Source organism: Gaiella sp., from assembly GCF_035558935.1.
GTDB lineage: Bacteria > Actinomycetota > Thermoleophilia > Gaiellales > Gaiellaceae > Gaiella.
The window spans coordinates 24,844-36,087 of sequence record NZ_DATMBZ010000142.1 but is presented as its reverse complement, the minus strand read 5'-3'; the positions used below and the strand labels follow the sequence as shown (position 1 = coordinate 36,087).

At 71.5% G+C, this 11,244-nt stretch carries 11 protein-coding genes, 1 tRNA gene and 1 pseudogene; 12 read left to right on the top strand and 1 reads right to left on the bottom strand.

Going from position 1 to position 11,244, the window contains the following annotated elements; genetic code table 11:
- From VNM44_RS13815 to VNM44_RS13785, 7 genes and pseudogenes are all read left to right on the top strand, one after another.
- Nucleotides 1–1,126 (top strand): annotated as a pseudogene (locus tag VNM44_RS13815) (hypothetical protein); the annotation flags it as partial.
- A gap of 85 nt (nucleotides 1,127–1,211) precedes the next feature.
- A complete protein-coding gene (rplU, locus tag VNM44_RS13810) occupies nucleotides 1,212–1,751 on the top strand; it encodes a 50S ribosomal protein L21 (protein WP_325626468.1) in 540 nt (179 codons plus the stop codon).
- Nucleotides 1,751–2,014, top strand: a complete 264-nt coding sequence (rpmA, locus tag VNM44_RS13805; protein WP_325626467.1) for a 50S ribosomal protein L27 — start codon at nucleotides 1,751–1,753, stop codon at nucleotides 2,012–2,014. The genes rplU and rpmA overlap by 1 nt, the downstream gene beginning before the upstream one ends.
- Nucleotides 2,015–2,054: 40 nt before the next feature.
- Nucleotides 2,055–3,248 carry an Obg family GTPase CgtA gene (cgtA, locus tag VNM44_RS13800; RefSeq protein WP_325626466.1) on the top strand — a complete coding sequence of 398 codons (1,194 nt, stop codon included), beginning with the start codon at nucleotides 2,055–2,057 and terminating at the stop codon, nucleotides 3,246–3,248.
- Nucleotides 3,236–3,871 (top strand): hypothetical protein, encoded by a 636-nt coding sequence (locus VNM44_RS13795; RefSeq protein WP_325626465.1) that lies wholly within the window; start codon nucleotides 3,236–3,238, stop codon nucleotides 3,869–3,871. Before cgtA ends, VNM44_RS13795 begins: the two co-directional genes overlap by 13 nt.
- Entirely contained in the window at nucleotides 3,868–4,221 is a 354-nt protein-coding gene (gene rsfS, locus VNM44_RS13790) for a ribosome silencing factor (protein WP_325626470.1), read from the top strand. The genes VNM44_RS13795 and rsfS overlap by 4 nt, the downstream gene beginning before the upstream one ends.
- Nucleotides 4,222–4,290: 69 nt before the next feature.
- A tRNA-Ala gene (locus VNM44_RS13785) sits at nucleotides 4,291–4,363 on the top strand.
- 48 nt (nucleotides 4,364–4,411) lie between these two features.
- On the opposite strand, the gene VNM44_RS13780 is transcribed toward VNM44_RS13785, so the two are convergent.
- Nucleotides 4,412–5,821 (bottom strand): cellulase family glycosylhydrolase, encoded by a 1,410-nt coding sequence (locus VNM44_RS13780; RefSeq protein WP_325626464.1) that lies wholly within the window; start codon nucleotides 5,819–5,821, stop codon nucleotides 4,412–4,414.
- A gap of 170 nt (nucleotides 5,822–5,991) precedes the next feature.
- Here VNM44_RS13780 and VNM44_RS13775 point away from each other — a divergent pair, with 170 nt between their 5' ends.
- From VNM44_RS13775 to VNM44_RS13755, 5 genes are all read left to right on the top strand, one after another.
- On the top strand, nucleotides 5,992–6,258 hold the full coding sequence (locus VNM44_RS13775) for a hypothetical protein (RefSeq protein ID WP_325626463.1): 267 nt from the start codon (nucleotides 5,992–5,994) through the stop codon (nucleotides 6,256–6,258).
- Nucleotides 6,255–6,548: a hypothetical protein gene (locus tag VNM44_RS13770; RefSeq protein WP_325626462.1), complete on the top strand. Its 294-nt coding sequence runs from the start codon at nucleotides 6,255–6,257 to the stop codon at nucleotides 6,546–6,548. Before VNM44_RS13775 ends, VNM44_RS13770 begins: the two co-directional genes overlap by 4 nt.
- A 50-nt stretch (nucleotides 6,549–6,598) precedes the next feature.
- Nucleotides 6,599–9,448 (top strand): 2-oxoglutarate dehydrogenase E1 component, encoded by a 2,850-nt coding sequence (locus tag VNM44_RS13765; protein WP_325626461.1) that lies wholly within the window; start codon nucleotides 6,599–6,601, stop codon nucleotides 9,446–9,448.
- A gap of 95 nt (nucleotides 9,449–9,543) precedes the next feature.
- Complete coding sequence (locus VNM44_RS13760) at nucleotides 9,544–9,894, top strand: hypothetical protein (protein WP_325626460.1); 351 nt, start codon at nucleotides 9,544–9,546, stop codon at nucleotides 9,892–9,894.
- 57 nt (nucleotides 9,895–9,951) lie between these two features.
- Nucleotides 9,952–11,175: an aminopeptidase gene (locus tag VNM44_RS13755; protein ID WP_325626459.1), complete on the top strand. Its 1,224-nt coding sequence runs from the start codon at nucleotides 9,952–9,954 to the stop codon at nucleotides 11,173–11,175.
- Nucleotides 11,176–11,244: the final 69 nt, after the last annotated feature.

Here is an 11,244-nt window from a genome sequence, read left to right as displayed (position 1 = left end):
AGGGCCGGGCGGCAGCCGACTCGCCGCGCTCGAGGACGCCACGCGACGACGGTTCTTCCTCGTCCCCGCGGAGGGGCACGCGCATCTCGACCACTTCGAGGTGCTCGCGGAGGGACGGCGCGACGACCTCGCGCCGTCGGCGCCGGTCGCGGAGGGTGGCGAGCTCGAGCTCAAGCTCGTCGAGCTCGCGCTCCATGATGCGACCGCCGCAGTCGGCAAGGTCGACGGCATCGACGTCGTCGTCGCGGACGCCGCGAAGCTCGTCGGCAAGAAGGCGAAGGTGGCCGTCGGGCGGGTGCTCGAGGGGCAGGCGTTCGCAGCCCTCGTGGCGGCCGAGCCCGCCGCCGCGCCCATCACGTTCGAGAGCGAGGCCGAGAAGCCGACCCGTGCCCCCGCCCGGCGAAAGACCGACGAGGGCGCCACCGAGGCGGCTCCCGAGGAGCCGGCGGCCGAGGACGTCGAGGTCGCAGAAGCGGTGCCCGCCGAGAGCGAAGGCGACGGGGCCGAGAGCGACGAGACCGAGGCTCCGCCCGCGAAGAAGCGGAGCCGCCGAGGCTCGCGCGGCGGCAAGCGGCGGAAGAAGCCTGCATCGTCGACGGCGGACGCCGACAGCGCCGAGGCCGACACCGAGACCGACGCCGAGCCGGACGTCGCGCCCACCTCCCCGCCGTCGGAGGACGCGGCCCCATCCGGGGCGCCGAAGCCCCGCAGGCGGAAGCCGAAGATCCACGTGCCGAACGCCGATGGAGCGCCGACCGACGAGGCCGAGGCGCCCGAGGCCCTCCCTGCGAACGTCACCGCCGCCGAGCCCGTCGCGGACGGGGCGGAGCGCGGGGGAGACGAGCAGCCCGCTCCCACCGAGGGCGTGCCGCGCAAGCGAACCCGTCGCGGATCGCGGGGCGGCAAGAACCGGCGCAAGCGGGCCGCCGCGAACGGCGACGGCGCGGCGGCGGCGCAGCCGGACGAAAGCGGCGCGACGGCGCCCGAGCCGGAGGGCGGCCGGGCGCCGGAGACACCCGTCGACGAGCCCGTGAGCGTGCCCGCTGCGACTCCCTCCGAGCCCGGCAACGGCGACGGCTATGTCCCCATGTCGGAGTGGATCGAGGACTTCGACCGGCGGCCCTGAGCACGCAGCGAGCCTCGGGATCTCCGCTACAATCCGGCGGCTCGCGGGCGCTGCCCGCGATTTTCCTCGTCAGAAGGCCCTGCGCATGAGCTACGCGATCATCTCCGTCGGCGGCAAGCAGTACCGCGTCCGCGAGGGCGAGCGCCTGCTCGTCGACCGCCTCGCGCTCGAGGACGGCGCGTCGTTCACGCCCACCGTGCTCCTCACGGGCGGCGACGGTGAGCCCGAGCTGGCGCCCGCCGCCGTGGTCACGGCCAAGGTCCTGTCCCAGGAGAAGGGGCCGAAGATCCGCATCGGCAAGTACAAGCAGCGGACGGGCTACAAGCGCCACACCGGGTTCCGCGCGTCCCTCACGCGGATCCAGATCGAGTCGATCGGCGGCGCGCCCGCGAAGCGCGAGAGGGCGACGCAGAAGCCGCAGACCACTCTTTCGGCGCCGCCCGCGGAGGCTCCGTCGGCACTGCCCAAGGGCTACTCGAGCTTCACCGTGGCGCAGATCAGGGAGGCGGCACCGACGTGGGACGCGGCAGCGCTCGCCGCGGCGCTCGAACACGAGACCACGCACGGCAAGCGGAAGGGCGCGATCGCCGCGCTCGAGGCCGCGATCGCAGAGGAGAGTGACTGATGGCACACAAGAAGGGGCTCGGCTCCTCGAAAAACGGTCGCGATTCCGAGAGCAAGCGCCTGGGCGTCAAGATCTTCGCCGGCCAGGAGGTCAAGGCCGGGATGATCATCGTGCGCCAGCGCGGCACGAGATTCCGCCCCGGTCCCGGCGTCGGCATCGGCCGCGACGACACGCTCTTCGCGCTGCGCGAGGGCGTCGTCGAGTTCCATCGGAGCGGCGACCGGCGCTCCGTCTCGATCGCGGCTTCCGCCGAGACGGCCTAGCGCCGATCCGGAGGCCGGGTCGTTTCCGGCCCGGAGGCTCGTGTTCCACGACCGCGCCCGCATCCTCGTCCGCTCCGGACGCGGCGGTGACGGCGCGCTGAGCTTCCGCCGCGAGAAGCACGTACCGAAGGGCGGCCCCGACGGGGGCGACGGCGGGCGCGGCGGCGACGTCGCACTCGTCGCCGATCCGTCGCTGCGCGACCTGTCGTCGCTGCGGGGGCGGCGGGCGTTCACGGCCGAGCGCGGCGGCAACGGCGGCGGCGCGCGCAGACACGGGGCGGACGGCGAGTCGATCGAGCTCGCGGTGCCGATGGGGACGCAAGTGATCGCCGAGGACGGCGGGCTCGTCGCCGACCTGGCGCGGCCGGGCGCTCGGGTCGTCGTGGCGGAGGGCGGCCTCGGCGGGCGCGGGAACGCCCGCTTCGCGACGCCGACGAGGCAGACACCCCGTTTCGCCGAGACGGGCCTCCCGGGCACGGAGCAGGCGCTCGAGCTGCGGCTCAAGCTCGTCGTCGACGCCGCACTTGCCGGGCTGCCGAACGCCGGGAAATCCTCGCTCCTGCGGCGCCTTTCGAACGCGACGCCCAAGGTGGCGGACTACCCCTTCACGACGCTCGAGCCGGTGCTCGGGACCGTCGAGGCCCCTGACGGGTCGCAGCTGACCGTCGCCGACGTCCCGGGCCTGATCGAGGGCGCGAGCGGCGGCGTCGGGCTCGGTCACGCGTTCCTCGCCCACCTCGAGCGGGCTCGCCTCCTCGTCCACGTCGTCGACGGGTCGGAGGGAGACGCGGACACGCGTTTCGCAACGATCGACCGCGAGCTCGCCCTCTACGGCGCGGGTCTCGACGAGCGGCCGCAGCTCGTCGTCCTCAACAAGGCGGATCTGAGCCCCGACCCGGCGCCCTTCGGGATCGAGGATGCCCGCATCGTCGGCGTCCATCGCGTGTCGTGCGCGACCGGCGCGGGCATCGACGAGCTGAAGCGGGCGCTCTTCGCGCTGTGTCCCACCGCCCCCGAGCCGAGCGACGAGGAGCCGTCGCTCCCGGAGTTTCTCGACTACCGTCCCTCACCGGCCTCGAGGCGCAGCTTCCGCGTCCTTCGCACCGACCGCGGCTTCCGCGTGGTCGGGGATGCACCGGAGGGCGAGGAGCTCGAGGCTGCGCTTCGCACCGCCGGCGTGCGCCGCGGCTCGATGGTGGAGATCGGGGACGAGGAGCTGGAGTGGCAGCCGTGAGCGTCGGCATCTTCGGCGGCGCGTTCGACCCGCCGCACGTCGGCCACGTGGAGCTCGCCCGGGTCGGAACCGAGCGCTTCGAGCTCGATCGGCTGCTCGTGCGCGTGGTCGAGGACCCCGGGCACAAGGAGGTCTCCACGTCGCCGCAGATCCGGCTCTTCCTCGCCGAGCTCGCCTTCGCCCCCCTCGACGAGGCCGAGATCTCGCTCGATCCGTTCCCCCGGACGGTCGACTCGCTCGAGGCGCTCGCACTCGACGATCCGGTGTTCCTCCTCGGCGCAGACGAGTTTGCGGCCCTCTCCTCGTGGAAGGACCCCGAGCGCGTGCTCGCCCTTGCGCGGCTCGGCGTCGCGACGCGGCCGGGCTTCGCTCGGAGCCGGCTGGACGAGGTCCTCGCCGGCCTCGAGCGGCCGGACCGGGTCACGTTCTTCGAGATCGAGCCGCTCCCCGTCTCCTCGTCGGAGATCCGGTCTCGCGTGGCCCAAGGGCAGCCGATCGACGGGCTCGTCCCGCCCGCCGTGCGTGCCGAGATCGACCGTCTGGAGCTCTACCGGCGCGTTGACCGGCCGGAGGACGGGGGTATGCTTCGAGGCGAACCGACCGAAGGGACGACGCCCACCTGACCTCTCTCGACCAAGCACGCCGTATCGCCGCCCTCTCCGAGGAGAAGCTGGCGACGGACGTGGCGATCCTCGACATGCGTTCGGTGTGCGACTACACCGACTACTTCGTGATCGCGACGGGCAAGAACCCGCGTCAGACGAAGGCGATCCACGACGAGGTGCACGCCGCGCTCAAGCGCGACACCAAGCTCGTTCCCCGCTCCTCGAGCGGCCTTCCCGAGGCGAGCTGGATCGTCGACGACTACCTCGACGTCGTCCTGCACATCTTCACGCCCGAGACGCGCGAGTACTACCGCCTCGAGGAGCTCTGGGACGACGTCCCGAAGCTCGAGGCCGCTGCGACGGCCTGACGAACCGCGGTCCGCGAGGGTTTCGACGCATCCGAGGCGGCGCGGGCGAGGCTACACTTGGCCGTTCACGGGGCCGTAGCTCAGCTGGGAGAGCGTCTGGCTGGCAGCCAGAAGGTCAGGGGTTCGAGCCCCCTCGGCTCCATCGTCATCGTCGGGGCGGGCCGTCCCCGGCCCGCCCCGACGAGAGCGACTACTTCCCGACGATCGTGATCGTGCGGAGAACCTCGGCGGTCGTGGCCGTGTTCGCCGTGACCGTGACGCGGTAGGTCTTCTTCTTCGCCACCGTGAGCTTTGCCACGCGCGGCTTGACGGTGCAGTCGATCCCGAGCGGCGCGGCTCCCTGGCTGACCTGGACGAGCTTCGTCTTCAGGTAGCTGCGGATCGTGTAGCCCACGGTCGCGCCAACCGGGTTGTTCGCGCAGTACTCGCGCAGGTAGACGGTGATCTTCGGGTTCTTCGTCCCGCCGCGGACGGTCATCTTCCCGTTGACCGGGTCGAGCGGGGCGGCGGCGCGGGCGAACCGCGGCTGTGCGCGCTTCGGCGTCGCGTCCTGACGGTAGATGCCGCTCTGCCAGAGGCTCCCCGGCGAATCCTGCATCACGAACCAGATGAACATCTGGACGCGCGGGTCCTTGCTGGCCATCGCGATCGCCTGCGGGATGTAGGCGGCCTGCTGTGCCTCCGTGACGCCCTTCGGCTCGCCGGGCTTCGTCTCGTTCCCGTACTCGGTGATCCAGATCGGAATGTTCTTCCGCTTGAACGCCGCGTCGAGATCCTTCTCGAACCGCGGGAAGCTCTTGAGCGTGACGTTCGGGTAGCGCACGAGCTGGGTCGGCTTCTGGTTCACCGGGAACGGGTACGGGTGCTGAGCCCAGGCGTCGAACCTGACCTTGCCGAGTGCCTTGGCCACCCCTTTCATGAAGGTCGCGGGGGCAACGGTGTCGGTGCCCTTGCTCTTCTTGTCGCGGCCGTTCGAGGACGTCTCGCCGATCGCGACGAGCGCGCTTCGATTGCCCGCCTTGATGCCGGCGATCCCGGATCGGGCGAGCTTCGCGTAGTTCGCCGGGCTGACGATCTTGCCGCTTGCGTTGAACTGCGGGACGAGGAACGTCGCCAGGTTCGACTCGTTCCAGATCGTGAAGAAGCGCACGTACGGGTACCCGGCATAGCGGCCCGAGTACCGGGATGCCACCGCGCGGGCGAAGTTCTGGAAATCGGCCAGGTTGCTCGGCATGGCCTGCGGCTTCTGCCCGCCGTTGGCCCACCCGGGCGTGCCCCACAACGTGATGAGCACCTCGAGGCCGCGCTGCTGCGCGTTCCGCACGAACTCGTCGACGTCGCCGAACTGGTAGGCGGGGTCGAAGGGGTCGGTCGCCTCGGCCGGGCGATCCGGCGCGACCTTGGACCAGTCGACGATCGTCCGCAGGATCGACGCGTTGTTCGAGCGAGCCCGGTCGAGAGCGTCCAGGCGGGTGCCGTCCCAGCGGAACATCGGGTCGTCGTGGAAGCCGACCCACATGCGGTCGGCAGCGGCAGCGGCAGGGGCGAGGACGGTGGCTGCGAGACACGCGAGGACGAGCAGGCGGACGATGAATCGCACGAGAACCTCCTTGAGCGGGTTCGGAACGCGGGCACGGTAGCCCTGCCGCGTAAGGGCGGTGTAAGCCCACACCTTCGACCCGGGCTCTGGAAGCCCTGCCGTGAGTGTCTCGTCGAGCCCACGCGCCCAGGTTGGCGCCGAGGGTTCTCGAGTGCGTAGACTCGAAGCGCATGGTCTGGGAGGTCGTCTTCATGCTCGTCCTGCTCAAGATCCCTCTCGTCTACCTCTGCATGGTCGTGTGGTGGGCGATCCGGGCGGAGCCGCGCGACGAGCAGCCGACGGTGTCCGCGCGCGTGCCCGACACCCCCGTGTCGCCGCCTGTTCCGCCCGGCCGGACGCGTGACCCGCGCGACAGCCGCCGCTCCGACGACCGGCGCGGGACGCGGCCCCGCGGCCCGACCCGGCCGCGTCACACCCGCACGGCGGTCCGCTCGTGACGACGCTCGACGAGACGCGGCCCGAGCGGTCGTCGGCGGCCGACACGATCGGCGGGCTCCTCGCCGTCGCCTCGATCGTCCTGTCGGGCATCGCGATGGGCTTCGGGCTGCTGCTCCAGCTCGACGCGCATCCGGCGCGGCTCTCGCCCGTGGCGATGCTGCTCGCGCTCGTCGGTGCGCGGATGAGCTCCCGGTACCAGAGCCTCGCGCTCAAGGCAGCCATGTTCGCGGGCGTCGCGTGGGTGATCGGCATGACCGTCGCAATCGTCACCGACGGCCCGCTGTTCTAGGAGGCCCGCGCGTCGGGTGGCAGCGGTAGCCGCTGCTACAACACACGACGATGGGAGCGACCGATCTGACCGGTCCGAACGCGGCCTACGTCGCGCAGCTCCTGGCCGACTACCTGGATGCGCCGGCGAGCGTGCCACCGGAGTGGCGAGCGCTGTTCGAGGCGGACGGCCAGGCCGTCGACCGGCGCGGAAACGGCCTTTCCGCCCCTGCATTCGCGCCGTCCGTTCCGGCCCCTGATGCGCCGCCCGTCGACGCCGCCCCGGAGGCCGCGCCGGAGGCCGCGCCCACCGAGGCCGAAGCTCCCGACGCCGAGCTTCTCGCGGGCGTCGCCGCCGCGATGGCTCTCGTCAAGGCGTACCGCATGCACGGCCACCTCGCCGCCCGGCTCGACCCGCTCGGCTCCGAGCCGATGGGCGACCCGGCGCTCGACGAGACGCGGCTCGTCCCGCCGCTCACGCCGGAGCTGCAGGCGCGCATCCCGGCCAGCCTGCTCCGCCTCTCCGTGCCCGGCGAGACGCTGCGAGAAGCCCTCCCGCGGCTTCGCGAGGTCTACACCGGCTCGAGCGCGTACGAGATCGAGCACATCTCCGACCACGCCGAGCGCGTCTGGCTCCGCAAGGCGATCGAGTCCGGGCGCTTCCGCGTCGCACTCGGGCCCGACGAGCGGATCCGGTTGCTCCGGCGGCTGACGCAGGTCGAGGGCTTGGAGCAGTACCTGCGCCGGTCGTTCCTCGGCCAGAAGCAGTTCTCCCTCGAAGGGCTCGACGTGCTGATCCCGATGCTCGACGAGGCGATCGAGCTCGGAGCCGAGGCCGGCGCGCACGAGGTCGTGCTCGGGATGGCACACCGCGGGCGCCTGAACGCCCTCGTGCACACCGTCGGGCGGTCGTACGAGTCGATCCTGCGGGAGTTCGAGGGCGAACGCTCGTACGACGCGCTCGTGGTCGACCCGGAGGGAGGCAGCGGCGACGTCAAGTACCACCTCCCTGCGTCGGGGACGCGCGTCACGCGTGCGGGGGAGATAGAGGTCACGATCGCGCCGAACCCGAGCCACCTCGAGGCCGTCAATCCCGTCGTCGAAGGCTGGACGCGCGCGGAGCAGACCGATCGCTCGACCGGCGCGGGCCTCCACGACCCGACGGTCGCGCTGCCGATCCTGATCCACGGCGACGCCGCGTTCCCCGGTCAGGGCGTCGTCGCCGAGACGCTGAATTTGCAGAGCCTCGCCGGCTACTCGACGGGCGGGACGCTCCATCTGATCACGAACAACCAGGTGGGGTTCACTACCGACCCGGCGGAGAGCCGCTCCACGCGCTATTCGAGCGACCTCGCCAAGGGCTTCGACATCCCGATCGTCCACGTCAACGCCGACGACCCCGAGGCGGCCCTCGGGGCGGTCCATCTGGCGCTCGCGTACCGAGCCGAGTTCGGCCACGACTTCGTGATCGACCTCGTCGGGTACCGCCGGTTCGGGCACAACGAGCAGGACGAGGCGGCGTACACGCAGCCCCTCATGGTCGAGCGGATCCACGCGCAGCCGACCGTCCGGGAGACGTACGCCGCCCGGCTCGCGGAGCAAGGCGTTCTCACCTCGGACGAGGCCGACGCGATCGTCGACGAGGTCGTCGCCACGCTCAGAAGCGCACACGACCGGCTGCGCGCATCCATCGCCGAGCCCCCTGCGCCCCCGCCGGACCCGCCGCACCTGACGGGGACCGGCGACGCAGTGGAGACCGCGGTCCCGGCGGAGCGGCTGCGGGCACTCAACGAGGCGCTCCTCCGCGTCCCCGAAGGCTTCAGCGTCAACCCGAAGCTCGAGCGTCAGCTCGAGCGACGGCGGGAGACGATCGAGACCGGCGGGATCGACTGGGGGCAGGGCGAGGGGCTCGCCTTCGCGTCGCTCCTCGAGGACGGAATCCCGATCCGTCTGTCCGGCCAGGACACCGAGCGCGGAACGTTCTCCCACCGTCATCTCGTGCTCCACGACCCAGAGACCGGCGAGACCGCGACCCCGATGCAGCATCTCCCCGGGGCGAACGCGTCGTTCGAGGTCTACAACTCGCCCCTTTCCGAGTATGCGGCGCTCGGCTTCGAGTACGGCTACTCCGTCTCGGCCCCCGACGCGCTCGTGCTCTGGGAGGCCCAGTTCGGCGACTTCGTCAACGGTGCCCAGATCGTGATCGACCAGTTCATGGTGGCCGGGCGGTCGAAGTGGAACCAGACGAGTCGCCTGACGTTGCTCCTGCCGCACGGCTACGAGGGGAACGGGCCGGAGCACTCGAGCGCACGGCTCGAGCGGTTCCTCCAGCTCGGCGCCCAGGACAACATCCGCGTCGCCAACTGCACGACGGCGGCGCAGTTCTTCCATCTCCTCCGGCGCCAGGCGCTCGACGTCGTCGCCCGGCCGCTCGTCGTGATGACGCCCAAGGGGCTGCTGCGCCTGAAGCAGGCCTCGTCGAGCCTCGAGGACCTCTCCGAGGGAACCTTCCAGCCGGTCGTCGACGACCCGAGGGTCGAGCCGGAGACGGTCGAGCGGCTCGTCCTGTGCTCCGGGAAGCTCTACTACGACATCGTCGGGCACGACCTGCACGAGGATGCGAAGCACGTCGCGGTGGCACGGCTCGAGCAGCTCTACCCGTTCCCCGTCGAGGCGGTCGAGTCGCTGCTGCGGCGCTATCCGAGGCTCGACGAGGTCGTGTGGGCCCAGGAGGAGCCGCAGAACATGGGCCCCTGGCGCTCGATCAGGCACCGTCTCGAGCAGACGGTCCGCGCCAGCACGGCGCGCGGGCTGCACTACGTGGGACGCACGTGGAAGGCGAGCCCGAGCGAGGGCTACCCGACCGCCCATCAGGTGGAGCAGGACCGGATCGTGCGGACCGCGTTCGGCGCCGACGCCTGACCCGCACGCCCCTTCGTGCTGCGCGGTTCGCGCCGGGGGCGCGGCTACACTGCGGCGTGGCCCGCGACAGTTCCGATCGACGTAACGGAGACCCGATGGCAGTCGAAACCAGCATTCCCGAGAACCCCTTCACCCTCGACGGCGGAGCCGGAGACGATCCCTCGTCACTCGCTCGCGCGATCCAGGAGCACCTCGACCTGAAGCAGCGAAATGCCGGCCTCGACGGCAACATGCCGCTCGACCGGTACTCGGTCGAGGACCCCTTCGAGAACCACCCGCTCTTCAAGTCCGAGGAGCAGGCGCGCCTCGAGGAGACGCTCGACGGAGTCGAGGCTCCCGAGCCGTCTCCCGCGCTGCCGTGGCCCGGCGAGGACGAGACCGCGGAGGGCGCCGCCCTCGACGACGGCCTCTGGGGCCGCTCGCGCGACTTCGACTGGGGCGAGTGACCGCCGCGCTCCGCGGAGCGCATCCCGCAGCCACGTCGGCCGTATAGGGTCGGCGTCGTGACCCCGGAGCAGCGTCTCGAGCGGTTCTCCGACCTCGTCGTGCGGACCGGCGCGAACGTCCAGCCGGGGCAGGACGTGATCCTCATGTACCTCGTCGAGCACGTGCCGATCGCTCGCGCGGTCACGCGTGCCGCGCTTGCGGCGGGCGCCCGCCGCGTCCTTCCCTACGTGATCGACCTCCATCTTCGCAAGGCGGCGATCGAGCTCGGGCCGGAGGACCAGCTCGGGGTCAGTCCCGACTACCTCCTGGACTGGGTCCGCTCCTGGCACGAGACCCGTCCCGCGATCATCCAGCTCGCGGGCGATCCGGAGCCCGAGCTCTTCTCGGGGCTCGATCCGCTGCTCGTCGCGAAGGCCGAGCCGTCCGACATCCGCGCGATCTACCTCCCGCTCGTCACCCGCCGGCTCGTGAACTGGGTGATCGTCCCGGCGCCGAACGAGGGCTGGGCGACGGCGGTGCTCGGCGAGCCGGACGTCGAGCGTCTCTGGGACGCGGTCGCGACGACGATGCGCCTGGACGAGGACGACCCGGTCGAGGCGTGGCGACTCCATGCCGCGAACCTCAAGGAGCGTGCGGACGCGCTCAACGAACGCCGCTTCGACGCTGTTCGCTTCCGCGGGCCGGGCACGGAACTCGTCGTCGGGCTGCTCGACGCGTCACGCTGGGGCTGCGCGACGTTCTCCACCGAGAGCGGCATCGCGCACATCCCGAACCTGCCCACGGAGGAGGTCTTCACGACCCCGGACCTGCGACGCGCCGAGGGGGTCGTCCGGTCGACGTATCCGCTCATCGTTCCCGGGATCGCCGCTCTCGTCGAAGGCCTCGAGCTCACGTTCGAGGGCGGGCGGATCGTCGACGTGAAGGCCGACGGCGACGGCGCGGACGTCATCCGCACGCAGCTCGAGCGTGATGCGCAGGCGCCGTTTCTCGGGGAGGTCGCGCTCGTCGACGGCTCCTCGCGCGTGCGTGGCACGGGGCTCGTCTTCCGGAGCACGCTCTTCGACGAGAACGCGAGCTGCCACCTGGCGTACGGGAGTGGGTTGCCCTTTGCGGTGGACGGCGCGGAGGGGCTCGACGCCGAGTCGCTGCTCGAGCTGGGCGTCAACGTCTCGGGCGTGCACACCGACTTCATGGTCGGCGGCCCCGAGGTCGAGGTCGACGGCCTCGCCGCCGACGGCTCGGCCACGCCGATCATCCGCGACGACCTGTGGCGGCTCTGACCCTGCCCTCGAAGCGGGAATCCGGAGAAGCAGATTCCCGCCGCTTGATCCCCGCCTGCGGCGGCGGCC

What these genes read in the sequence shown, in the direction of transcription:
- rplU (WP_325626468.1), top strand. Translation starts at nt 1,212, where the DNA reads ATGAGCTACGCGATCATCTCCGTCGGCGGCAAGCAGTACCGCGTCCGC.
- rpmA (WP_325626467.1), top strand. Translation starts at nt 1,751, where the DNA reads ATGGCACACAAGAAGGGGCTCGGCTCCTCGAAAAACGGTCGCGATTCC.
- VNM44_RS13775 (WP_325626463.1), top strand. Translation starts at nt 5,992, where the DNA reads ATGGTCTGGGAGGTCGTCTTCATGCTCGTCCTGCTCAAGATCCCTCTC.
- VNM44_RS13765 (WP_325626461.1), top strand. Translation starts at nt 6,599, where the DNA reads ATGGGAGCGACCGATCTGACCGGTCCGAACGCGGCCTACGTCGCGCAG.
- VNM44_RS13760 (WP_325626460.1), top strand. Translation starts at nt 9,544, where the DNA reads ATGGCAGTCGAAACCAGCATTCCCGAGAACCCCTTCACCCTCGACGGC.